The following is a 23692-nucleotide window of genomic DNA, read 5'->3' on the forward strand; positions in this document are numbered from 1 at the left end:
CTCGGGGGAGCGTGGCTTGCCCGCGAAGAACGATGACGCGTAATACCTGAAAAACCGCGGTGCATTCTTCGCGGGCAAGCCACGCTCCCACGGGACTTGCATCGTTCAAATTTTTTGATTCCCTCTATTTGGCTGGCTGCAGGCTCATGGCTCCTTATCCACTCTCTGAACAGATGGCGGCTTTCGTCGAGAAAACCCTCAGCTTCAACAGCACCGACAGCAGCCCCGCCGGTTTGCGTCAGGCCTACAACGACATGTGTCGGGCGTTTACCCCGCCTTGTCCCGCAGGGCTTGAGGTGGTCGATTTCGAGTTGGCAGGCGTAGCTCTGCGCTCCTGGCAACCCTCGGTCCCGCCACCGACCAACGGTTGGACGTGCATCGTGTACCTGCACGGCGGTGGTTGGGTGGTGGGGGATCTGGACTCCCACGCCTTCATCTGTGCCGAACTGGCGTCGGTGCTCGGTGCGCTGGTGATCGCCGTCGATTATCGGTTGGCGCCGGAGCACCCGTTTCCAGCGGCGTTCGATGACTGCCTGAGTGTCTGGCGCGCTTTGCGCACAGGACCGTTTCGGCTCGATCCTGCGCATACCTTGGTGGCAGGCGACAGTGCTGGCGGCAACCTTGCTGCTGCGTTGTGCCTGGCTTTACGCGATGCCGGTGAGCCGATGCCGTGCGCGCAAGTTCTGATCTATCCGGGGCTGGGTGGCGATCACCGATTGCCGTCGCGCAGCGAATGCGCCGATGCGCCTTTGCTCGGCAGCAACGATCTGGAGTGTTATCACGGGTTGTATTTAGGCGGTATGCGCCAACCGGGTGCCTATGCGATGCCCTTGCTTGCCGACGATTTCAGCGGTCTGCCTCCGGCGTTGATCGCCGTGGCGCAGTTCGACCCTCTGCGCGATGACGGCGTGCTTTACGCCGAGCGACTCAACGCGGCAGGTGTGGGCGCAAGGCTTTATTACGGGGAAGGGCTGGTTCACGGCTGTTTGCGGGCGCGGGGGCAGGTCATCGAGGTCGACCGGCTCTATGAAACCCTGCTCGGCTATGTGGCTGAGACGACGGCTGACAAACTCTGACGCTGCAAGGGACATGCTCATTGACGTAATTCGGGTTTATGATGCCGGACGGCAGAATAAAAGAAGTCCCCCCAGGGATGACCTCGACCCCTTACGGAGCGCGCAATGCAGACTTTGTACCCGCAGATCAAACCCCACGCCCGGCACGATCTGGCCGTCGATAAAACCCACACGCTGTATGTCGACGAAAGCGGTTCGCCGGAAGGGTTGCCGGTGGTGTTCATCCATGGCGGCCCCGGCGCCGGGTGTGATGCCCAGAGCCGCCGGTATTTTGATCCGAACCTGTATCGCATTGTCACCTTTGACCAGCGTGGTTGCGGGCGCTCCACGCCCCACGCCAGCCTGGAAAACAACACCACCTGGGATCTGGTCGCCGACCTGGAGCGGATTCGCAAGCACCTGGGCATCGACAAATGGCTGCTGTTCGGCGGCTCTTGGGGTTCGACACTGGCTTTGGCCTACGCACAAACCCACCCGGAGCGCGTGCACGGTTTGATTCTGCGTGGGATTTTTCTCTGCCGTCCCCAGGAAATCGAATGGTTCTACCAGTGTGGCGCCAGTCGTCTGTTTCCCGATTACTGGCAGGACTACATCGCACCGATTCCCCAGGACGAACGCCATGACCTACTGTCGGCGTTCCACAAGCGTCTGGTCGGCAACGATCAGATCGCCCAGATGCATGCGGCCAAGGCCTGGTCCATGTGGGAGGGGCGCACTGCGACCCTGCGGCCGAATCCGCTGGTGGTCGACCGCTTCTCCGAGCCTCAGCGTGCGCTGTCCATCGCCCGTATCGAGTGCCACTACTTCACCAACAATGCTTTCCTGGAGCCTAACCAGCTGATTCGCGACATGGCCAAGATCGCCCATCTGCCGGGCATCATCGTTCATGGTCGCTACGACGTGATTTGTCCGTTGGACAATGCCTGGGAACTGCATCAAGCCTGGCCGAACAGTGAATTGCAGGTAATTCGCGACGCCGGCCATGCGGCATCCGAAACAGGTATCACGGATGCCTTGGTACGCGCCGCCGATCTGATGGCCCGTCGTATGCTCGACTTGTCGCCTGACGAAGCATGAAGGGCCTGCTACAACGCGTGCGAGGCGCGCGAGTCGAGGTTGCGGGAGAGGTGGTTGGCGCGATAGATCAGGGGTTGCTGGTGCTGGTCGCCGTCGAGCCCGACGATACTCGGGCCAGCGCCGACAAACTTCTGCACAAACTGCTTAACTATCGAGTATTCAATGACGCCGAGGGCAAGATGAACCTGTCCTTGGCGGATGTAGGCGGCGGGTTGCTGTTGGTCTCGCAGTTCACCTTGGCCGCTGACACCAAAAACGGGTTGCGCCCAAGTTTTTCGACTGCGGCTCCTCCAGCTTTGGGTGAGGAGCTGTTCGACTATCTGACCGGTAAAGCGAAACAGATGCATGGCACTGTGGCATCAGGTAGATTCGGCGCGGATATGCAGGTGCACCTGGTCAATGATGGCCCGGTAACCTTCCTGTTGCAGACGTGAAAGCGCTTGAAACATCTTTTTAAGGGTATTTCAGCTGAAAACGGGGACTTTTCCCGATAAATACTTGGTTCCCCCTGATGCGTTGTAACGCGGCCTGCTAGATAATCGCGCGCTACGGGGATCAGCGTTCGTTGGTCCGTTTTGACTTAGGTAGAGACTTGTCCGGTACCTGTTGGGGAATCATTTTGCCCCATAGGAGTCGGAACAATGCTCGCCAACTTGGCAAGAGTCGTTCGCAGGGTCGGTTTTTTTCCACCGCACACCGTGCTGGCACTTTAACTGGCCGTTGGTTTTTTGATCTGTTTTCGGCGAGGGTTGCTCGTGATTGTTAGTCCCTGTAATGCACCAAAATTGTCTGCCAAACGGTTTCGAAGCGCTCTGGTAGCAGGCTCTGCACTGCTCTGCCTGTTCAGCGCCGGCCAACTTTGGGCATTCAATCTGGATGACGTATCGGTCAAGGCAAAAGAGCTGGCCGGGCAAAAGTACGAAGCCCCGCGCAGTAACCTGCCGAATGAATTTCGCGAGATGAAATTCGCGGACTATCAAAAAATCCGGTTCCTCACGGAAAAAGCCGAATGGGCGAACCAGAAAACCCCCTTCAAGCTTTCGTTCTATCACCAGGGCATGCATTTCGACACACCGGTGAAAATCAACGAAATCACGGCCAACACCGTCGAAGAGATCAAATACGACCCAAGTCGTTTCGATTTCGGCGACGTGAAGTTCGACCCTAAAGCCACCGAACAACTGGGTTATGCCGGGTTCCGTGTGCTGTACCCGATCAACAAGGCCGACAAGCAAGACGAAATCATGACCATGCTTGGCGCGAGCTACTTCCGTGTCATCGGCAAGGGGCAAACCTACGGGCTCTCCGCTCGCGGCATGGCCATTGATACTGCATTGCCATCCGGCGAAGAGTTCCCGCGCTTCACCGAGTTCTGGATTCAACAGCCCAAGCCGGGCGACAAGCACCTGGTGATCTTCGCCCTGCTGGATTCGCCGCGTGCTACCGGCGCCTATCGCCTGACCGTGCGTCCAGGCAGCGACACGGTCGTCGACGTCAAAGCCAAAATGTTCCTGCGTGACAAAGTCACCAAGCTGGGCGTTGCACCGTTGACCAGCATGTTCCTGTTCGGCGCCAACCAGCCATCGAAAGTGCTGAATTACCGTCGCGAGCTGCACGATTCCAGCGGCCTGTCGATCCATGCCGGCAACGGCGAATGGATCTGGCGCCCACTGAACAATCCAAAACACCTGTCGGTGAGCAACTTCTCGATCGAGAACCCGCGCGGTTTCGGCTTGCTGCAACGTGGCCGTGACTTCAGTCACTACGAAGACCTCGATGACCGCTACGACAAGCGCCCAAGTGCCTGGATCGAACCGAAAGGCGATTGGGGCAAAGGCTCCGTCGATCTGGTAGAGATTCCTACGGCCGACGAAACCAACGACAATATCGTCGCCTTCTGGAGCCCGGAAAAGCTGCCTGAGCCTGGCCAGTCCCTGGACGTTGCCTACCGCATGCACTGGACCCTCGACGAAGCCTCCCTGCATTCGCCGGACAGCGCCTGGGTTCAACAGACCCTGCGTTCCACGGGTGACGTCAAGCAGTCGAACCTGATTCGTCAGCCAGACGGCAGCGTGGCCTATCTGGTGGATTTCCAGGGCCCGTCCCTGCAAGTCCTGCCGGAAGATGCTGAGGTGCGCAGCCAGGTGAGCGTTGGCGACAACGCAGAACTGGTCGAGAACAATGTCCGTTACAACCCTGAAACCAAGGGCTGGCGCCTGACGTTGCGGATGAAGATCAAGGATCCGAGCAAGGCCACCGAAATGCGCGCTGCGCTGGTCAAGAACATCACGCCTGCCGAGGCGCTCAAGACTGCGGCGCCAGCGTCCAGTTCTTCCGTTGCCAAGGCCGACAAGATCGCCGCCCGCCAGCAAGAGAAGAAAGACAAGGAAGCCAGGCAGGCTGAGGCGCAAGCCCAGCAGGTCAAGGACACCAAGGACAAGGACAACAAAGACGCCAAGCAGCCTGTCGCTGCCCAAGCGGCCCCAGCCACAACGGAATCGGCACCGACTGAACAAGTCCTGACCGAGACCTGGAGCTATCAGTTGCCCGCCGATGAGTAATTCACACGTACAGCCACAATCGCTTGCCGAGTACCTGGCGCATTTGCCGATGAGCGACGAGCAGCGCGCGGAACTCGCGAGCTGCAAGTCTTTCAGTGAACTGCACGAACGTCTGTCGTCCTCGACGTTCGACGCGCCGACCGAGGCTGCTCAAGCCTCGGTTGGCCGGCGCCTGACCTTGAACACCGCCGAAGAACTGGCGGACGCGGAAATGCTGGTGCTCGATGCCAGTGGTCGGGTCTGCCTGAAGGCAACCCCACCGATCCGTCGGACCAAAGTCGTGCCCGAGCCTTGGCGCACCAACATTCTGGTGCGTGGCTGGCGTCGCTTGACCGGTCGCACCAATCCGCCGGCCCCGCCGAAGGATGAGAACGTGCTGCCGGCGGCTCGCTGGCGCACCGTCGGTTCGATCCGACGCTACATCCTTCTGGTGCTGATGCTCGGTCAGACGATCGTCGCCGGCTGGTACATGAAAGGCATCATGCCGTATCAGGGCTGGTCGTTCGTCGACCTTGAAGAAGTCCTGCATCAGCCTCTGATCCAAACCGCCACGCAAGTGCTGCCCTACGCCTTGCAAACCAGCATTCTGATCATGTTCGGGATTCTGTTCTGCTGGGTCTCGGCCGGTTTCTGGACGGCGCTGATGGGCTTCCTCGAGCTGATCACCGGCCGTGACAAGTACCGCATTTCCGGCGCCAGTGCCGGCAACGAGCCGATCGCCAAGGACGCACGCACCGCCCTGGTGATGCCGATCTGCAACGAAGACGTGCCGCGGGTGTTCGCCGGTTTGCGGGCGACCTTCGAATCGGTGGCGGCTTCGGGTAACCTGGATCGCTTCGACTTTTTCGTCCTCAGCGACAGTAACGATGCCGACATCTGCGTTGCCGAGCAGCAGGCCTGGCTGGACGTCTGCCGTGAAGCCAAGGGCTTCGGCAAGATTTTCTATCGCCGCCGTCGTCGCCGCGTAAAACGCAAAAGCGGCAACCTCGACGACTTCTGCCGTCGTTGGGGCGGTGACTATAAGTACATGGTCGTGCTCGACGCCGACAGCGTGATGAGCGGCGAATGCCTGAGCAGCCTGGTGCGCCTGATGGAAGCCACGCCGGACGCCGGGATCATCCAGACCGCGCCGCGTGCGTCGGGCATGGACACCCTTTATGCGCGTATGCAGCAGTTCGCCACGCGTGTGTATGGTCCGTTGTTCACCGCCGGCCTGCACTTCTGGCAGTTGGGCGAATCCCACTACTGGGGGCACAACGCGATTATCCGCATGAAGCCGTTCATCGAGCACTGCGCCCTGGCGCCGTTGCCCGGTAAAGGCGCGTTTGCCGGCGCGATTCTGTCCCACGACTTCGTCGAAGCTGCGCTGATGCGTCGTGCCGGTTGGGGCGTATGGATTGCCTACGACTTGCCGGGCAGCTATGAAGAACTGCCACCGAACCTGCTGGACGAACTCAAGCGTGACCGTCGCTGGTGCCACGGCAACCTGATGAACTTCCGCCTGTTCCTGGTCAAGGGCATGCACCCGGTACACCGCGCGGTGTTCCTGACCGGCGTGATGTCGTACCTGTCTGCACCGTTATGGTTCTTGTTCCTGGTGTTGTCGACGGCCTTGCTGGCGGTCAACACGTTGATGGAGCCGCAATACTTCCTGGAACCGCGTCAGCTTTATCCGTTGTGGCCACAATGGCAGCCGGACAAGGCAATTGCGCTGTTCTCAACGACCATCGTGCTGCTGTTCCTGCCGAAATTGCTGAGTATCATCCTGATCTGGACCAAGGGCGCGAAAGAGTTCGGCGGCAAGTTCAAGGTGACGCTGTCGATGCTGCTGGAGATGTTGTTCTCCATGCTGCTGGCGCCGGTGCGGATGATCTTCCACACCCGTTTCGTACTCGCCGCGTTCCTCGGCTGGGCCGCGACCTGGAACTCGCCGCAACGTGACGACGACTCCACGCCATGGGGCGAAGCGGTCAAGCGCCACGGCCCGCAAACCTTGCTGGGCTTCTTCTGGGCTCTGTTGGTGATCTGGCTGAACCCGAGCTTCCTGTGGTGGCTGGTGCCGATCGTCGGTTCGCTGATGCTGTCGATCCCGGTATCCGTGATTTCCAGTCGTGTCGGCCTGGGCCTGAAGTCCCGTGACGAAAGCCTGTTCCTGATTCCTGAGGAATATGCCCCGCCACAGGAATTGCTGGCGACCGATCAGTACACCCACGAAAACCGTTGGCATGCACTGAACGACGGCTTCGTCCGGTCAGTGGTCGATCCTCAGCAGAACGCTTTGGCGTGTGCACTGGCGACGTCTCGTCACCGTCAGGCCGAGCCGATCGAAGGGTTACGCATCGAGCGGGTTCGTCATGCGATCAAGGTCGGGCCTGCCGGGTTGACCAACAACGAACGTGTGGCCCTGCTCAGTGATCCGGTGGCATTGGGTCGCTTGCATGAGCAAGTCTGGAACGAAGGCCACGCTGAGTGGCTGCAAGCCTGGCGCACATCGGTGAATGCCGATCCTCATGCGCCGCTGTTGCCGCTCAAGCCTGTGAGCGTGCAGCCGCAGTTGGCCTGATGAAAAGCCCCGCTTTCGAAAGGAAGCGGGGCTTTTTTTCGCCTGCTGCTTTTTGGGGCGGGCGCAAATTCTGTGAGAACGGTGGAGAAGCCTTCGCGGGCAAGCCTCGCTCCTACATGGATAGCAGGATCCTGTGGGAGCGGGCTTGCCCGCGATTGCATCACCCCGGTTCCAAGCGCACCGGGATACCCGCATCAGCTCAAACCTTGAACCGCCCCACCAGCATCTGCAAATGCGTCCCCAACCGCGCCAGCTCGACGCTGGAGGCCGCGGTCTCTTCGCTGGCGGCCGAGGTCTGCTCGGACACATCCCGTACGTTCAGCACGCTACGGTTGATCTCTTCGGCCACTGCGCTCTGTTGCTCGGCAGCGGCAGCAATCTGCTGGTTCATTGACTGGATCGCCGATACGGTGCGAGTGATGCTTTCCAGCGAACCGCCGGCGCGGCGGGTCAATTCGACGCTGCTGTCGGTCAGGCTGCGGCTGGTGTCCATGATGGTCGCGACCTGCTGAGTACCGGTTTGCAGGCCGACGATCAGCTCTTCGATTTCTTCGGTGGACTTCTGGGTGCGCTGGGCCAGGCTGCGGACCTCGTCGGCGACCACCGCAAAACCACGCCCGGCCTCACCGGCCCGGGCGGCTTCGATGGCGGCGTTGAGTGCCAACAGGTTGGTTTGTTGGGCTACCGACTTGATCACGTCGAGCACGCTGCCGATCTTGTCGCTTTCGCGTTTCAGATCGCCCATGGCGGCGGTGGAGTTGCCGACTTCCACGGCCAGGCGCTCGATCTGGGCGATGGCTTCGCCTACCACCTTGTCACCCTCGCGGGCCTGCTGGTCGGCGGCGACGGCAGCTTCGGACGCTTCCTCGGCGTTGCGCGCGACTTCCTGCACAGTGGCGGTCATTTCGTGCATGGCGGTGGCCACTTGATCGGTCTCGACCTTCTGGCTGTTGACCCCCGCGCTGGTTTGTTCGGTAACGGCGGACAGCTCTTCAGCGGCACTGGCGATCTGGGTCACGCCGTCGCTGATACCGCCGATCAGTTCCCGCAGGCCCAGGGTCATGCTCTGCATGGCGCGTTGCAGCTGGCCCAGTTCGTCCTGACGTTCGGAAGTCAGGTTGTGAGTCAGGTCGCCGTCGGCGACACGCTCGGCCACTTTGAGGGTCTGGCTCAGGGGAATGATGATCTGGCGAGTGATGGCCCAAGCCGCGAACAAACCAAAGGCTGACGCCAGGACGGTGGCCAACAGCAGCAGGTTTTTGGCATGTGCCGCATCGGTGTCACGCACGAGAGTTTGCGAGACGGTGAGCTTTTTGCTGACCTCGAACAGAATGTCGCCTTGCCCGCTCATGCGTTTGAGGGCGGCAGCGCTGGCGATCTGGGAGTCGCGGAACTGGCTGACCGCCGCGCGATAGGCTTTGAGCGAGTCGGTCGCTTGTTGCAGGTTGGTGATGTGTTGTTCCGGCAGTTGAGAGGGCAGGCTTTCGAGGTTCTTCAGAGCATTGCCAATGGCGTCCAGCGCCGGCTGCTCGGCTTCGGGCTTGCCACTGTAGGTGTAGCCGCGAACCTGGAAACGCGCTTGCTGAATCAGTTTGCTCAGTTCGATCACGCTGTTGAACTGGGCGACACTGTCGCCCTGGAGCATGGATTTTTCGACTTCAGCGACCCGGGCGACAGCGTTGTCGGCAGTGGCGCCCAATTTGCTGCGAGCATCTTCGCGGGTGGCGGTGGCTTGAATCATGTCCGCGAAAGCGCGTTTGTACTCGCTGACCGCGGCCAATTGCTGATCGATCATTGCCACTTCGGCAGGCTGTTCGATCAGCGTGCGGGCGGTTTTCAGGCCGGTCTCGAGTTGGCCGATCAGCTCGTTGACGGCGCCCGGGCCTTGTTCGCCACGGCGCATGTCGTAATCCAGGCGGGCGAGGCGCAGGTCTTTGGTCAGCTCATTGAGGCTGGAGATAAACCCCAGTGTATCGCCACGGCTGATCACACCGCTCAGGCCCGTCCAGCCGGTAAAGGTGATCACCAAGGTCAGAAGCAGCACCAGACCGAAGCCGACACCCAGTTTGCGATTGACGCTTACGTTTCCCAGTTTCTCGGCTAGCCAACGGTACATGCTGCAACCCCCTCGGACCATTAATTGGTTTTATGGGGGCTGTATCGGCAGGCAGGCGAGATTCTGTAGGCGCGGCGCAATGCTCGGGTGGCGAGGGGGTTGCCCCAATGTTAAGAAATTTGAGCGACGAAGATCCTGTAGGAGCGAGGCTTGCCCGCGAAGAATGCACCGCGGTTTTTCAGGCATGACGCGTCATCGTTCTTCGCGGGCAAGCCTCGCTCCTACAGGTTGCCCCGTCGCCACAGGTGTGATGTTTGGACGTTAAAACAGCCGCGAGAGCAGCGCCGTAACGGCAGTTTCTACTCGCAGGATGCGCTCGCCAAGTTGCACCGGTTGCAGGCCGGCCTTGGCCAGCAAATCGATTTCGTAAGGAATCCAGCCGCCTTCGGGGCCGATGGCCAACGTCACCGGCTCGTCCAGGCCGCGAGGGCAGGGTGGGTAATTACCGGGATGACCGACCAGGCCCAGGGTGCCTTCGGTCATGGCTGGCAAACGGTCTTCGACAAAGGGCTTGAAGCGTTTTTCGATGATGATTTCCGGCAACACGCTGTCCCGGGCTTGTTCAAGGCCCAGGATCAATTGCTCGCGAATCGCTTCGGGTTCCAGGAACGGGGTTTGCCAGAAGCTCTTCTCGACGCGGTAGCTGTTCACCAGCACGATGCGCGGCACGCCCATGGCGGCGACGGTCTGAAACACGCGACGGAGCATTTTCGGTCGCGGCAAAGCCAGCACCAACGTCAGCGGCAGCTTGGGCGGTGGTGGCTGGTCGAGGGTGACGCGCAACTCGGCTTCATCGGCGTCCAGGCGCAGCAATTCGGCCGAGCCCATCAAGCCGCCGATACGCCCGACCCGCAGGCTGTCGCCGACCACCGAGCGGTGGACTTCCTGCATGTGGGTCAACCGTCGATCGCGCAGGATCGCCCGGTCGGCCGCAATGAAATCGGCCTCTTCGAGGAGCAGCAGGTTCACGCTTGGGTCGCTGGCGGCTGGTCGTTGTGATCGTCAGCCGGTTGATCGTCCGGATGATCGCCACGCTTGCTGATCAAACTGCCGAACAGGATGCCGATCTCGAACAGCAACCACATCGGAACGGCCAGCAACGTCTGCGAGAAGATGTCCGGCGGTGTCAGGATCATGCCGACCACGAAGCAACCGATGATCACATACGGGCGGATTTTCTTCAGATAGGCGACGTTGACCACGCCGATCCACACCAGCAACACCACAGCCACCGGAATCTCGAACGCCACGCCGAAAGCGAAGAACAGCGTCATGACGAAATCGAGGTAGCTGGTGATGTCGGTCATCATTTCCACGCCGGCCGGGGTGGCGGCGGCGAAGAACTTGAAGATCAGCGGGAACACCAGGAAATAGGCGAAGGCCATGCCGGTGTAGAACAGCAGAATGCTGGAGACCAGCAACGGCACCGCGATGCGCTTCTCATGCTTGTACAGGCCCGGCGCGATAAAGCCCCAGATCTGGTGCAGGATCACCGGGATCGCCAGGAACAGCGAGACCATCATGGTCAGTTTCAGCGGCGTCAGGAACGGCGATGACACGTCAGTGGCGATCATCGTTGCGCCCGCCGGCAGGTATTGGCGCAGCGGCGTGGAGACGAAGGTGTAGATCTGCTGGGTGAAGGCGAACAGCCCGGCGAAGATGATGAATATCGCCGCTACACAGCGCAGCAGACGGGTGCGCAACTCGGTGAGGTGCGAAACCAGCGGCATGTGCTGGTCGTTTTCAGGGAGATCGCTCATGGGGCTCGCGGCGGCAATGTTGGGTCATGAGGTGCCGGCGTTGTCGGCGCGGCGGCAGGAGCAACAGCTTCTACTGGAATGGCAGGTGCAGGTTCAGCGGCTGCCACCACCGGTGTAGCGTCAGCTGTCGGCGCATGAATCGTCTGCGTCGCCACAGGTTCCACCGGCGTCGGCTCCTGTTGAGTCGGCGTGAAGATCTTCCGCGCCTCCTGCTCCAGGGACAGAATGTGCTCGTTGTGCAGTTGCCGGCGAATCTCGTCGGCACCGATTTCACGTTCAACTTCCTGTTTGATCGCGTTGAAGCTGCGCTTCAGCCGCCCGACCCACAGGCCTGCGGTGCGCGCAGCACCCGGCAGACGCTCGGGGCCCAGCACCAGCAGGGCGACGAGGCCGACGAGCAGCAGTTCAGAGAAGCTGATACCAAACATTAGTCAGTGCTCACGAGTCTTTGCGGATCGGCTCTTCGACTTTTTGCGCCTGCACGTCGATGGTGTGCGGCGGGTTCACCGACGTTGTGGCCTGTGGCTGGACAGGCGGAACCGGTTGGGCCGGGGTTGCTGTCGGGTCGGCCGGTTTCTCGTCGTCGTTCATGGCTTTACGAAAGCCCTTGATCGACTCGCCCACGTCAGTGCCGAGGTTTTTCAGTTTCTTGGTGCCGAACACCAGCACCACGACAATCAGGATGACGACCCAGTGTTTCCAGTCAAAAATGCCCATGTTGTGTTCCTCTCTAATAGTGTTCAGGCGGACGGGCGAGAGGCTTTCTCGGCGTGTCCGGACAGACCGAAGCGACGGTCCAGTTCATCGAGCACAGCCTGTGGATGCTGCCCCAGTTGGGCGAGCATGACCATGCTGTGGAACCACAGATCGGCGGTCTCGTAGATCACATCGCTGCAGTCACCGCTGATGGCGGCATCCTTGGCGGCAATGATGGTTTCGACCGACTCTTCGCCGACTTTTTCCAGAATCTTGTTCAAGCCCTTGTGATACAGGCTGGCAACATACGAGCTATCGGCGGCGGCGCCTTTGCGCTCTTCCAGCACCTGGGCCAGACGGGTCAGGGTGTCACTCATGGGTATGTCCTGCGCAGTAGATAGCGTGCGGGTCTTTCAGCACCGGATCGACGGTTTTCCAGTCGCCGTTTTCGAAGACGCGATAGAAGCAGCTCTGACGGCCTGTGTGGCAGGCGATGTCGCCGATCTGCTCGACCATCAGGATGATCACGTCAGCGTCGCAGTCCAGGCGCATCTCATGCAGGGTTTGCACGTGGCCGGACTCTTCGCCCTTGCGCCACAGCTTGCCACGGGAACGTGACCAGTAAATGGCACGGTTCTCGGCAACGGTTAATTGCAGCGCTTCGCGGTTCATCCAGGCCATCATCAGGACGCGTCCGGTCTTGTGATCCTGGGCAATCGCCGGCACCAGGCCATCGGCGTCCCACTTGATCTCGTCCAGCCAGTTTTTCATCTTCAGTTCCTGAAGCAGCTACAAGCTACAAGCTTCAAGCCGCAAGTAAAGGCAATGTTGCGTTGTGCCAGTGTTGAGAGTTTTAAGTTCTTGAACCCGACGCTTGAAGCTTGCAGCTTATAACTTGCAGCTGATTACTGCTATCGACGAACGACCAGATACAAGCCGACCGCCACCATGATACCGGCGGGCCAATGCCCCAATTCGTTCAGCGGGCCGCCGGCGGCGAGTATCGTGCCACCGGCCAGATGAGCAGTGCCGAGCAGACGCAGGAACCAGTCGTCCTTGCGTTTGTGCCAAGGGGGTGGCGGGTCGTTGGCATGGGGCTGTGACATGCGCTCGAGCAGGTCGCGGGCCATGTTGGCCAGATGCGGGATCTGCTCGAACTGGCTCTGCGCGTTGCTTAACAAGGCTTTGGGGCTGACGCGCTCGCGCATCCAGCGCTCGAGGAACGGCTGGGCGGTATTCCACAGATCCAGGTCCGGGTACAACTGACGGCCCAGACCTTCGATGTTCAACAAGGTTTTTTGCAGCAGGACCAACTGCGGTTGCACTTCCATGTTGAAGCGTCGAGCGGTCTGGAACAGGCGCATCAGTACCTGGCCGAAGGAAATATCTTTTAACGGTTTTTCGAAGATCGGCTCGCACACGGTACGGATCGCTGCTTCGAACTCATTGAGTTTGGTTTCCGCCGGCACCCAGCCCGAATCGATGTGCAACTGCGCGACACGCCGGTAATCGCGTTTGAAGAACGCGAACAGGTTACGCGCCAGATAGTCCTGGTCTTCCGGGGTCAGGCTGCCGACGATGCCGCAGTCGATCGCAATGTACTGCGGGCTCCACGGTTGCACGGTGCTGACGAAGATGTTGCCGGGGTGCATGTCGGCATGGAAGAAGCTGTCGCGGAACACCTGGGTGAAGAAGATCTCCACACCACGCTCGGCGAGCATTTTCATGTCGGTGCGCTGGTCGGCCAGTGTTGCGAGGTCGGTGACCTGAATCCCGTAGATGCGCTCCATCACCAGCACCTTCGGCCGGCACCAGTCCCAAAAGACTTGCGGCACATAGAGCAATGGCGAGCCTTCGAAGTTGCGCTTCAACTGGCTGGCGTTAGCCGCCTCGCGCAGCAGGTCGAGTTCGTCGTAGATGGTTTTTTCGTAGTCGCTGACCACGTCCACCGGGTGCAGCAGGCGAGCATCGGCGGAGAGTTTTTCTGCGGCGCGGGCGAGGATGAACAGCCACGCCAGGTCTTGGGCAATGATCGGTTTCAGGCCCGGGCGGATCACTTTGACGACGACTTCTTCACCGGTTTTCAGCTGCGCGGCGTGCACTTGCGCCACCGAGGCCGAGGCCAGCGGTTCAACGTCGAAGCGGCTGAAGACTTCGCTGATTTTTTTGCCGAGCTGCTCTTCGATCAGCCGGATCGACACTTGCGAGTCGAAGGGCGGCACGCGGTCCTGCAGCTTCATCAGTTCATCGGCGATGTCTTCGGGCAGCAGGTCGCGGCGCGTCGAAAGAATCTGGCCGAACTTGATGAAAATCGGCCCCAGGTCCTGCAACGCAAGGCGCAGTCGCGCGCCACGGCTCAGGTCCAGTGTTTTGCGCGGAAACCAGCGCCACGGCAAGGCATAGCGCAGCGCCAGCAAAAACCAGGGCAGTGGCAGGGCGAACAGCAAGTCATCGAGGCGGTAGCGAATCACAACGCGCTGGATGCGCAACAAACGGCGGACGGCAAGCAGCTTCATGCGTTATCGCTTGGGTCGAGGGATCGGGAAAGGCGCTGGAAACGCGCCTCGAGACGTTCCAGATCGAGTTTGATCTGGTCCAGTTCATTAAAACGGGCGTCAGCTTCACGCTGACCGACCAGGGCGCGGGATTCTTCGGCCAGGTATTCACCCAGGTTCTGGTTAAGGCTGGCGAATCCTTGCTGATACCAACGTGCGCGACTGCGCAGATGACCGCCAATCAGGTGCGTGGCCACAGGTCCCAGCCAGCGCGAGAGTTCGTATTCCCAGTCCAGTTCGAGGTCCTGAAGGATTGCCGCCAGTTCCAGCAGCACGCCGCTGTCGCCGTCGAGTTCGACTTGCGGGGCATGCAGCACCGACGTCTTGTCCTTGCTCGTCGCCAGCTTGAGCAGGCTTGAGGCCGGTGCGCGCAAGGTGCAATCGGCAGCGGTTTCCCACTGCGAGGCGAGCATCAGGCCTTCATCGCTGGGCAGGATGAACAGTTGCAACGCCGGGCTGCGGCAGTCGACGGCAATCACCTTGCCACTCAAATGCGCCAGCCGCGGCAGGGCCGTGCTGTCGAGACGCAGCACCCGGTTCAGGCCGAGTTCAACGCTGGCAAGCAGGCCGGCCAGCACCATCAGGGTTTGATGCCACGGTGCAGAGCGACGATGCCTGCGGTCATGTTGTGATAGGTCACACGATCGAAACCGGCCTCGACCATCATCGACTTCAGGGTTTCCTGATTGGGGTGCATGCGGATCGATTCGGCCAGGTAGCGATAGCTTTCCGAATCATTGGTGATCAGCTTGCCCATCAACGGCATGAAGGCGAACGAGTAGGCGTCGTAGGCTTTGGACATCAGCGCGTTGGTCGGTTTGGAGAACTCCAGCACCAACAGACGGCCACCCGGTTTCAGCACGCGCAGCATCGAGCGCAGGGCGTCTTCTTTATGCGTCACGTTGCGCAGGCCGAAGGCGATGGTCACGCAATCGAAATGGTTGTCCGGGAACGGCAGCTTTTCAGCGTCGGCCTGGACGAATTCGACATTGCCCGATACACCCAGGTCCAGCAGACGATCACGGCCGACCTTGAGCATGGATTCGTTGATGTCCGCCAGCACTACTTGACCGGTCGGGCCAACGAGGTGCGAGAACTTGCGGGTCAGGTCACCCGTGCCGCCGGCGATGTCCAGCACGCGGTTACCGGTGCGCACGCCCGACAGCTCGATCGCGAAGCGCTTCCACAGGCGGTGCATGCCGCCCGACAGGAGGTCATTCATCAGGTCATACTTGGCGGCTACCGAGTGGAAAACCTCAGCGACTTTTTCCGCTTTCTGGCTCTCCGGAACATTTTTGAAGCCGAAGTGAGTGGTGGGTTCGGCATCGCTGCCTTTGCGCTGATCAGTCATATCGCTGTCACCAAAAAAGAATGCGGGACATTCTAATCCCGGTGGCCTGCTTTGTCTTGGCAAGGCTGCAGGTAAGATAGGCAACTACCGGGACGTTTTGACGCATGCAGGGTCAAGATGTCTTGAGCAAGTCACGATAAAGCAGGAGTCATTCGATGGCCCGTATTAGTGTTGAACGTGCCCACCACCTGGGTAAGGAAGCGGCCCGCGAGAAGGCCGACCAGTTGGCGCAGAAGCTGTCCGAACAATATGGCCTGGAGCCGCAGTGGTCCGGCGACACCCTGAATCTGAGGCGCACGGGTGTCAAAGGGGCGGTGTATGTGGGCGAGGACTCGATCAAGGTCGATGTCGAACTGGGCCTGTTGATGTCCGCCATGAGCGGCACGATCAAATCGGAAATCGAAAGAGCTCTGGATAAAGCGTTGGCTTAATCCATTCTTTCTGTGACATGAGAAACCCTGTGGGAGCGGGCTTGCCCGCGAAGACGATATTCCTGCCGCAGGAGATATTGCGGATATACAGGCCTCTTCGCGGGCAAGCCCGCTCCCACATTTGTTTGTGGTGCGCCCGAAGGTTTGTGTCAGTTGTTAGGGTGCCGTTTCTAATTATTCTCACTACTTTGTGCCTGAGCCCGACTCTCTGCGGGCAGTTCCTCGACCCTTCTGCGCGTGAGGTGCACCATGGCCAAAGTTATTTCGAAGAAAAAAGTCGACGTTGAGACAAACGCCCAGGGCGACGTCAAATCGTATGCCCGCAAGATCTGGCTCGCCGGTCTTGGGGCTTACACCAAGGTCGGCCAAGAGGGCAGCGAGTATGTTCAAGAGCTGATCAAGGCTGGTCAAGCTGTTGAAAAGAAAGGCAAAAAAGTAGTCACTGAAAAGCTTGAAGCGGCCAATGCCGAGATCGATGAAGCCAAGAGTGAAGTGAGCACTTTCAAAGGCAAAGTCGAACTTCAACTCGACAAAGTCGAAAGGGCTTTCGATACGCGTATCGCAAGTGCCTTGAATCGTATCGGCATTCCGTCTAAACATGACGTTGAGACACTCTCTGCTAAGCTCGATGAGCTGACGGCATTGCTCGAACGTGTCGCGCGTAAATCTTAAGGAGAACGGGATGGCTGGTAAAAAGAATACTGAAAAAGAAGGCAGCTCGTGGATCGGGAAGGTCGAAGACTACTCCCGCAAGATCTGGCTGGCTGGTTTAGGCGTGTACTCGAAGATCGACACTGACGGCAGCAAGCTCTTCGATGCACTGGTTAAGGACGGCGAGAAAGCCGAGAAGCTCACCAAGAGTGCTGTCGGCAAGAAAGTCGATGCCGCCAAGGACTCTGCTTCCTCGGCCAAATCGCGCATCAGCGGTGTAAAGGATCGCGCACTGGGCAAATGGGATGAGCTGGAAGGGGCTTTTGACAAGCGTCTGAACAGCGCCATTTCGCGCCTGGGTGTACCGAGCCGCAATGAGGTCAAGGCACTGCACAGCAAAGTCGATACCCTGACCAAGCAAATCGAAAAACTCACCGGTGCCAAGGTTGCGCCTGTTGCGGCGAAAACCGCGGCAGCCAAACCAGCAGCCAAAAGCGTAGCCAAACCATTGGCCAAGGCTGCCGCCAAACCGGCAACCAAAACTGCCGCGGCGAAACCTGCGGCCAAAGCAGCCGCAAAACCTGCAGCTAAAACTGCAGCGGCCAAACCCGCCGCTGCGAAAAAGCCAGCAGTCAAGAAGCCTGCAGTGAAAAAACCGGCAGCCCCGAAAGCCGCCGCCCCGAAACCAGCAGCGGCTGCCGCCAAACCGGCGACCCCGGTGAGCACGGCGAGCACGGCGAATTCCGCCGCTGCGCCGACTCCTGCTGTAAGCCAGACTGCCGCGCCGGCTCCATCGACGCCAACCAGTCAGTCCTGATGATCATTCCCACGCGCCGCGTGGGAATGCCTCACCGGACGCTCCGCATCCATTGCGGCAGTGACGCAGAGCGTCACCGGCTGCATTCCCACGCGGAGCATGGGAACGATCACGCCCGGCCTGCGAAGGTCGGGCGTTTTTGTTTGTCGAGCAAGCCCGCTCCTGTAGGAACCAGGCTTGCCGGCGAACCAGCCGCCTCGGTCCATCAGGAATACCGCGTTATCGTTGTTCGCGGACAAGCCTCGCTCCTACAGGATTAGTCGTGCTCTTCGAGGTACTGCAACGCCAACCGCTCGGTCGCAATCTTGATCGGCGGCAGCAAGTGCGGTGCCACCAGCATCATGATCTGATACACCACCAGTCGTACTTCACCTTCACGGTCGAGAATTCGTTGATAGTCCAGCGAGAACAGCAACGTCATGGTGATTTGCTCCACCAGTTGCCCCAGCGCCTGGGTGTCACTGACCAATCGACCCTGAGCTTTCAATTGCGCCAGCAATGAAGCCAGTGTGCGCTTTAGCGCATTGAGCAGGTTGCGTATCCCCTTGGCCAGTTTCGGCAGGCGGCCGGCAAGATTCGACAGGTCCTGGAACAGAAACCTGTAATGGGCCAGGCGTTCGATGATCAGGTGCAGGAACAGCCAGTAATCCTCGGGGCCCAGTTCCACATCGGACGGTGGGTCGAGCAAAGGTGTCAGCTCGGCCTGGAAGCGCTCGAACAGCCCGAGGATCAGCGGTTCCTTGCCGTGGAAATGGTAGTAGAGGTTGCCTGGGCTGATGCCCATTTCGTTGGCCACTTCCATGGTGGACACATTCGGTTCGCCCTTTTGATTGAACAACTGCAGGGCACATTCGAGAATCCGGTCGCGGGTTTTCATCCAGTCTTCTTAATGGTCGAGTCATGCCACGGCCATTGGCGGCCGTGGTTGGTTAAACGTCAGCGCACGCGCACGTAAGTACCGGGTGCCGCTTCCATCGGTGGATAGTTCTGGTTGCCGAGGGCCGTTTGGGTTTCGTGTTGTGCGCCGGAGCGTTCCTGGATCCAGTCAAGCCATTGCGTCCACCAACTACCGTCGACGCGCTTGGCGTCGTAATACCAGGCACGCGGGTCGCTGCTCAGTTTCGGATTTTCGATGTAGTTGGCTTTCGGATTGTTCGGTGGGTTGAGAATGCTCTGTACATGACCGCTGTTGGACAGCACGAAGCGGCGCTCACCCCCCAGCAGTAATGTCGAGCGATACACCGCGTCCCACGGGGTGATGTGATCATTGATGCCTGCCACGCTGAAGCTGTCGACGGTGACCTTCTGCAGGTCGATCGGCGTACCGCATACTTCCAGGCCGCCCGGATGACTCAGCGGGTTGTGCTTGAAAAAATCCAGCAGGTCGCCATGAAACGCTGCTGGCAGACGCGTGTTGTCATTGTTCCAGTAGAGGATGTCGAACGCCGGCGGCTCCTTGCCCATCAGGTAGTTATTGACGAAGTAATTCCAGATCAAGTCGTTGGGACGCATCCAGGCAAACACCCTGGCCATGTCCTGACCTTCCAGAACGCCCTTTTGATACGAGCGGCGCTTGGCCGCTTCCAGGGTCTCTTCGTCGGCGAAGAGGGTAGCGGGGCTGTCTATCTGGCTGTCGAGCATGCTGACCAGATAGGTCGCGCTGGACACCCGTCGTAGCTGTCGCTTGGCCTGCAAATGCCCTTGCAATGCGGCAATGGTCAGCCCGCCAGCACAGGCCCCCATCAAGTTGACCTCCCGTGCACCGGTGATTGCGCGGCATACATTCATCGCTTCTTCAGTGGCTTCGACGTAAGACGACAACCCCCATTCGCGATGACGCACATCGGGATTGCGCCAGCTGATAACGAAAGTCTGCAAACCGTTTTTAAGGGCGAACTGAACGAAGCTGTTATGGGGGCTCAAATCGAAAATGTAGTACTTGTTGATCTGCGGCGGCACGATCAGCAATGGCTTGGAATACTGCTTTTCGCTCATCGGCTTGTATTGGATCAGTTCCAGCAGTTCATTACGAAACACCACCGAGCCGGTCGTGGTGGCAACCGTTTTGCCCACCTCGAATGCTTGTTTGGTCACTTGTCGTGGCAGGCCGTTGTTGTGCAGGACGTCGTCGACCAGATGGCCGATACCCCGCACCAGGCTGCTGCCGCCGGAGTTGAAAAACTCTTTGATCGCCAGCGGATTGAGCAGCGTATTGGACGGCGCCACGGCGTCATTGATCAAGGCAAAGGCAAAGTGCGCGCGGGCACGATCGTCGGGGCTCATGTTGCTTTCGTCGATCCAGCTTTTGACTTCTTTCTGCCAGCTCAGATAGGCCTGCAAGCTGCGGCGATAAAAAGGATTGAGGCTCCATGTCGGGTCGGTGAAGCGACTGTCCTGCGGGTTGGTCGGGTGCAGGGTTTCACCCAACAACACGCGGCCTAGCTGGCCGCCCAGCTTCAAGGCATGCCGGGCCGTATACACCGGGTTGCGCAGGCCGTGGGTGGCCAGGCTGCGCAAGGTCGAAAGCAGGTCCCGGCCGCGCAGACCGGTAACCGCACTCTGAGCATTGATGAATGCAGCGGGAGTGGGCAAAGTGCCCTTCGCTGGTTTGTCGCGCATGAGTTAACACTCCTTCGTCATCAGGCCAAAAACAGACACACCCGAACAAAACACCATAGACGTTGTTGCGGGTTGTTGCGCGGCACGGCCTCCTGCCGACTCCTTTTCATAAACAAAAGTCGGGATCGGTTAACCGCCCGATGGCGCCGGATGCGGATGCATAACTGCGCGCTGACGCTCCTCCTCAAGAAACTTCATGATGATCGGTGCCACCGCTTCGGCCCGGGTAATCAGGAACAGATGGCCGTCGTCGATGATGTGCAGTTGGGCGTTGGGAATTCGCCAGGCCAGCATGCGCATGTTGATCAGCGGGATCAGTGGGTCGTCGTCGCCAGCCAGCACCAGGGTCGGTTGGTGGATCTTGTGCAGCCAGTGAATGCTGGTCCAGCCAAGGCCGGCGAACAATTGCCAGTAGTAACCGAGTTTGCCTGCCGAACGAACCCTGGAGGCGTGACTGGCCGCCAGGGTCGGATCGCGACGGAACGAGCCGCCGTAGATCATCGGTGCAATGCGGATCACATGGGAGGGCTGGATATAGCGTCGCGGGCTGGCCATCATCAGCAGCACTTTAGGCTTGCCCGGAACCATCACGGTGCCTGCCGCCGTGGCCGCCAGCACTAATTTCTTGCAGCGCTCGGGATAGTCATGGGCGAATTGTTGTGCCAGCGCCCCCCCCCACGACACGCCGATCACGTTGACTTGCCCGTAATCGAGATAGTCGAGCATTCGCGCCGTCAGTTTTGCCAGCCCGGAAAAGCGATAGGGCACATTGGGAGTCGATGAGCCGCCGACACCGGGCACGTCGAAGGCAATGACTTCCAGGTCCGGATCCAGAGCCTGGACGAACGGGAATATCAGCTCCAGGTTGGCGCCGATGCCGTTGAAAATCAGCAAGGGCGTCAAGTGAGGCTTGCCGGGGCGTACCGCTGTGCGGAGGGTCTGGCCATCCAGGTTGACGGTACGGAATACGAACGGATGCGGCATGCACGAAGCCCTGTAGGTTTTAAACGCTGATCGGGCCGTCCCGGGCCGTCGCAGAATGTTCGAGGCTGGCCTCGAGAGTGATTGATAGTGATCGCGGCACCTCCCAGTGCCGCGGACTGCGTGCCACCTGAAGCTCAACGCTCGTGTACATAAGTGCCTGGCGCCGCTTCACCCGCTGGATAGGCCTTGTTGCCAAGGTTGGCGGGGGATTTTTTCAGCTTGCCCGAACGCTCGGCCTGCCATGCCTGCCAATACAACCACCAGGAATCGGTGTGCTTGGTGGAGTTTTCCAGCCATTCCTCGGCTTTGACCGGCATGTCGGAGTTGGTCATGTAGCGCGCTTTCGGATTGCCCGGCGGGTTCAGAATGCTCTGGATATGCCCGCTGCTGGATAGCACGAACTCGACCTTGCCACCGAACAGCTGTGCCGATTTGTAGCAGGACTTCCAGGGGGTGATGTGGTCATTGGTGCCGGCCAGGGAAAAGATGTCGGCAGTGACCTGCTTCAGGTCGATCGGTGTGCCGCACACTTCCAGTGCGTTGGGGCGGATCAGTGGGTTGTTTTTGAACATCTCGATCAGGTCGCCGTGGAACGCGGCCGGCAAGCGAGTGGTGTCGTTGTTCCAGAACAGGATGTCGAAAACAGGTGGCTCGTTGCCCAGCAGGTAGTTGTTGACCCAGTAGTTCCAGATCAGATCGTTGGGGCGCATCCAGGCGAAGACTTTCGCCATGTCACGGCCTTCCAGCACGCCGGCCTGGTAAGAATGGCGCTTGGCGGCTTCGAGTGTTTGCTCGTCGACGAATAGCGCCACGTCGCTATCGAGGGTCGTATCGAGCACGCTGACCATCAGCGTCAGGGCGTTGACCTTCTTCTCGCCGATCGCCGCGTAGTGGCCCAGCAGAGCGGTGCAGGTGATGCCGCCAGAGCAGGCGCCCAGCATGTTCACGTCTTTGCTGCCGGTGATTGCGGTGACCACATCGACCGCTTCCTTGAGCGCTTCGATGTAGGTCGACAGGCCCCACTCGCGCTGCTCCTTGGTCGGGTTGCGCCAGCTGACGATAAACGTCTGCACATTGTTGCGCAGGCAGAAGCGCGCCAGACTCTTGTCCGGGCTCAGGTCGAAAACATAGAACTTGTTGATCTGTGGCGGCACCACCAGCAGCGGGCGTTCATGCACCTGCTCGGTGATTGGCTTGTACTGGATCAGCTCCAGCACGTCGTTGCGAAACACCACTGCGCCTTCGGTTACGCCCAGGCTCTTGCCGACTTCAAATGCGCCCATGTTGACCTGGCTCGGCATGCCGCCGTTGTGTATCAGGTCCTTGGCCAGATGAGAGAGGCCGTCGAGCAGGCTTTTACCACCGGTTTCGAAGAAGCGTTTGACCGCCGCCGGGTTGGCCGCCGTGTTGGTCGGGGCCATGGCTTCGGTCATCAGGTTGATCACGAAATGCCCGCGAGCGACGTCCTTGGGAGAAAGATTGCTGTCATCGATCCATGCGTGAAGCTCCTTGCGCCACGCCAGGTAGGTTTGCAAATAACGTTTATAGAGCGGGTTCTGGCTCCAGGCCGGATCAAGGAAGCGACGGTCATCACTTTGCGGTTGAAGCTCGGATTTTCCAAACAGCACGTTCTTCAGTTCGATGCCGAAATGGGCGACATGCCTGGCACTGTGGATGGGTTGTCTGATGGCCTGGGTCAGCACCATTCGGGCAGAGCCCAAGAGATCCTTTCTACGTAGTCCAACAACAGGATTCAGCCCCAAGGTATTTTCCGAAGCCTGAAATTTCAAGTCATCGTTAAGCTTGTTACTCATCTACGACGCTCCATTGTCCTGAGACGAGTACCTGAGCCCAGCTGTGTAGTCACACAGCAAACGCCAGGTACTACTGCTCGGGTGACCGTTAATTGCGAATAGCTACAAATGCACGGAACTTGCCAGCTCCATTGGTTACCCGAGTTTAATTTTTTTCGCAAGCGGGCCAATCGTTGACACCGCAGCGGAGCATTCAAACAGATGGAATTAGAAAATGCCCTCTAAACGGTCAGAGGCTTGTATTAGAGCATCAGCTTGACGACCGATTCATTCGGGTCACGGGTCTTTCCAGCTGCTTTGAGTTCAGCAAGATAATCGTTCCAGAGATCTTCTTGGCGCACTGCCAGCTGGTACAGGTATTCCCAAGTGAACAGGCCGCTGTCGTGGCCGTCGTCGAAGGTCAATTTCAGTGCGTACTGACCGGCCGGTTCGACCTTGCTCAGGCCTACGCCGATCTTGCCAAATTGCAGGATAGGTTTGCCGTGGCCCTGGACTTCGGCGGAAGGAGAATGCACGCGAAGAAACTCGGCGGGCAGGTGATATTCCTCGCCGGATGCGTATTTGAGCGACAGGGTTTTCGAGGCTTTGTGCAGTTTGATGTCGGTGGGAAGTTGGGTCATG

General features: G+C 59.4%; 24 protein-coding genes. 8 read left to right on the forward strand and 16 right to left on the reverse strand.

Features of this window, described 5'->3' with window-relative positions:
• Positions 1 to 146 precede the first annotated feature (146 nt).
• The 5 genes from FHW68_RS15090 to mdoH all read left to right on the forward strand — a co-directional run bounded on the left by FHW68_RS15090 (position 147) and on the right by mdoH (position 7277).
• Positions 147 to 1076 carry an alpha/beta hydrolase gene (locus FHW68_RS15090; RefSeq protein WP_183681072.1) on the forward strand — a complete coding sequence of 310 codons (930 nt, stop codon included), beginning with the start codon at positions 147 to 149 and terminating at the stop codon, positions 1074 to 1076.
• 105 nt (positions 1077 to 1181) lie between these two features.
• On the forward strand, positions 1182 to 2153 hold the full coding sequence (pip, locus tag FHW68_RS15095; protein ID WP_095633445.1) for a prolyl aminopeptidase: 972 nt from the start codon (positions 1182 to 1184) through the stop codon (positions 2151 to 2153).
• The gene (gene dtd, locus FHW68_RS15100) at positions 2150 to 2587 is read left to right on the forward strand and encodes a D-aminoacyl-tRNA deacylase (protein ID WP_095633446.1); all 438 of its coding nucleotides are present in this window, start codon (positions 2150 to 2152) and stop codon (positions 2585 to 2587) included. The genes pip and dtd overlap by 4 nt, the downstream gene beginning before the upstream one ends.
• A gap of 321 nt (positions 2588 to 2908) precedes the next feature.
• The gene (locus FHW68_RS15105; RefSeq protein WP_183681074.1) at positions 2909 to 4714 is read left to right on the forward strand and encodes a glucan biosynthesis protein G; all 1806 of its coding nucleotides are present in this window, start codon (positions 2909 to 2911) and stop codon (positions 4712 to 4714) included.
• Complete coding sequence (gene mdoH / locus FHW68_RS15110; RefSeq protein WP_183681076.1) at positions 4707 to 7277, forward strand: glucans biosynthesis glucosyltransferase MdoH; 2571 nt, start codon at positions 4707 to 4709, stop codon at positions 7275 to 7277. Before FHW68_RS15105 ends, mdoH begins: the two co-directional genes overlap by 8 nt.
• 199 nt (positions 7278 to 7476) lie before the next feature.
• Here the strand turns inward: mdoH and FHW68_RS15115 are convergent, their stop codons facing one another.
• The 10 genes from FHW68_RS15115 to ubiE form a co-directional block, all read right to left on the reverse strand.
• On the reverse strand, positions 7477 to 9393 hold the full coding sequence (locus FHW68_RS15115) for a methyl-accepting chemotaxis protein (RefSeq protein WP_183681078.1): 1917 nt from the start codon (positions 9391 to 9393) through the stop codon (positions 7477 to 7479).
• 261 nt (positions 9394 to 9654) lie between these two features.
• Positions 9655 to 10362 (reverse strand): 16S rRNA (uracil(1498)-N(3))-methyltransferase, encoded by a 708-nt coding sequence (locus tag FHW68_RS15120; protein WP_183681080.1) that lies wholly within the window; start codon positions 10360 to 10362, stop codon positions 9655 to 9657.
• Positions 10359 to 11153, reverse strand: a complete 795-nt coding sequence (gene tatC / locus FHW68_RS15125; protein ID WP_095633451.1) for a twin-arginine translocase subunit TatC — start codon at positions 11151 to 11153, stop codon at positions 10359 to 10361. The genes FHW68_RS15120 and tatC overlap by 4 nt, the downstream gene beginning before the upstream one ends.
• Positions 11150 to 11581, reverse strand: coding sequence for a Sec-independent protein translocase protein TatB (tatB, locus tag FHW68_RS15130; protein WP_183681082.1), 432 nt, complete (start codon positions 11579 to 11581; stop codon positions 11150 to 11152). Before tatB ends, tatC begins: the two co-directional genes overlap by 4 nt.
• 10 nt (positions 11582 to 11591) lie before the next feature.
• Positions 11592 to 11870, reverse strand: a complete 279-nt coding sequence (locus FHW68_RS15135) for a twin-arginine translocase TatA/TatE family subunit (protein WP_095633453.1) — start codon at positions 11868 to 11870, stop codon at positions 11592 to 11594.
• A 23-nt stretch (positions 11871 to 11893) separates the two neighbouring features.
• Positions 11894 to 12226: a phosphoribosyl-ATP diphosphatase gene (locus FHW68_RS15140; protein WP_007899279.1), complete on the reverse strand. Its 333-nt coding sequence runs from the start codon at positions 12224 to 12226 to the stop codon at positions 11894 to 11896.
• Entirely contained in the window at positions 12219 to 12620 is a 402-nt protein-coding gene (gene hisI / locus FHW68_RS15145) for a phosphoribosyl-AMP cyclohydrolase (RefSeq protein WP_095633454.1), read from the reverse strand. The genes FHW68_RS15140 and hisI overlap by 8 nt, the downstream gene beginning before the upstream one ends.
• A gap of 140 nt (positions 12621 to 12760) precedes the next feature.
• A complete protein-coding gene (gene ubiB / locus FHW68_RS15150) occupies positions 12761 to 14365 on the reverse strand; it encodes a ubiquinone biosynthesis regulatory protein kinase UbiB (RefSeq protein ID WP_095633455.1) in 1605 nt (534 codons plus the stop codon).
• The gene (locus FHW68_RS15155) at positions 14362 to 14985 is read right to left on the reverse strand and encodes an SCP2 domain-containing protein (RefSeq protein WP_095633456.1); all 624 of its coding nucleotides are present in this window, start codon (positions 14983 to 14985) and stop codon (positions 14362 to 14364) included. Before FHW68_RS15155 ends, ubiB begins: the two co-directional genes overlap by 4 nt.
• Positions 14985 to 15755: a bifunctional demethylmenaquinone methyltransferase/2-methoxy-6-polyprenyl-1,4-benzoquinol methylase UbiE gene (gene ubiE / locus FHW68_RS15160; protein WP_008005057.1), complete on the reverse strand. Its 771-nt coding sequence runs from the start codon at positions 15753 to 15755 to the stop codon at positions 14985 to 14987. The genes FHW68_RS15155 and ubiE overlap by 1 nt, the downstream gene beginning before the upstream one ends.
• Positions 15756 to 15910: 155 nt before the next feature.
• Here ubiE and FHW68_RS15165 point away from each other — a divergent pair, with 155 nt between their 5' ends.
• The 3 genes from FHW68_RS15165 to FHW68_RS15175 all read left to right on the forward strand — a co-directional run bounded on the left by FHW68_RS15165 (position 15911) and on the right by FHW68_RS15175 (position 17654).
• Positions 15911 to 16186, forward strand: coding sequence for a polyhydroxyalkanoic acid system family protein (locus FHW68_RS15165; protein ID WP_183681084.1), 276 nt, complete (start codon positions 15911 to 15913; stop codon positions 16184 to 16186).
• A gap of 249 nt (positions 16187 to 16435) precedes the next feature.
• On the forward strand, positions 16436 to 16858 hold the full coding sequence (locus FHW68_RS15170) for a phasin family protein (protein WP_095633458.1): 423 nt from the start codon (positions 16436 to 16438) through the stop codon (positions 16856 to 16858).
• 10 nt (positions 16859 to 16868) lie between these two features.
• Entirely contained in the window at positions 16869 to 17654 is a 786-nt protein-coding gene (locus FHW68_RS15175) for a phasin family protein (RefSeq protein WP_095633459.1), read from the forward strand.
• On the opposite strand, the gene FHW68_RS15180 is transcribed toward FHW68_RS15175, so the two are convergent.
• From FHW68_RS15180 to FHW68_RS15205, 6 genes are all read right to left on the reverse strand, one after another.
• A complete protein-coding gene (locus tag FHW68_RS15180) occupies positions 17645 to 17893 on the reverse strand; it encodes a hypothetical protein (protein WP_183681468.1) in 249 nt (82 codons plus the stop codon). The two genes, FHW68_RS15175 and FHW68_RS15180, sit on opposite strands and share 10 nt — an antisense overlap.
• Before the next feature lie 17 nt (positions 17894 to 17910).
• Positions 17911 to 18531, reverse strand: coding sequence for a TetR/AcrR family transcriptional regulator (locus FHW68_RS15185; protein ID WP_095633461.1), 621 nt, complete (start codon positions 18529 to 18531; stop codon positions 17911 to 17913).
• Positions 18532 to 18590: 59 nt separating this feature from the next.
• The gene (gene phaC / locus FHW68_RS15190; RefSeq protein ID WP_095633462.1) at positions 18591 to 20273 is read right to left on the reverse strand and encodes a class II poly(R)-hydroxyalkanoic acid synthase; all 1683 of its coding nucleotides are present in this window, start codon (positions 20271 to 20273) and stop codon (positions 18591 to 18593) included.
• A gap of 129 nt (positions 20274 to 20402) precedes the next feature.
• Complete coding sequence (gene phaZ, locus FHW68_RS15195) at positions 20403 to 21257, reverse strand: poly(3-hydroxyalkanoate) depolymerase (protein WP_095633463.1); 855 nt, start codon at positions 21255 to 21257, stop codon at positions 20403 to 20405.
• A gap of 134 nt (positions 21258 to 21391) precedes the next feature.
• The gene (gene phaC / locus FHW68_RS15200) at positions 21392 to 23071 is read right to left on the reverse strand and encodes a class II poly(R)-hydroxyalkanoic acid synthase (RefSeq protein WP_095633464.1); all 1680 of its coding nucleotides are present in this window, start codon (positions 23069 to 23071) and stop codon (positions 21392 to 21394) included.
• Positions 23072 to 23313: 242 nt separating this feature from the next.
• Complete coding sequence (locus tag FHW68_RS15205; RefSeq protein WP_008009230.1) at positions 23314 to 23691, reverse strand: gamma-butyrobetaine hydroxylase-like domain-containing protein; 378 nt, start codon at positions 23689 to 23691, stop codon at positions 23314 to 23316.
• Between the last annotated feature and the right edge of the window lies 1 nt (position 23692).

Source organism: Pseudomonas sp. Tn43, from assembly GCF_014192635.1.
Classification (GTDB): domain Bacteria; phylum Pseudomonadota; class Gammaproteobacteria; order Pseudomonadales; family Pseudomonadaceae; genus Aquipseudomonas.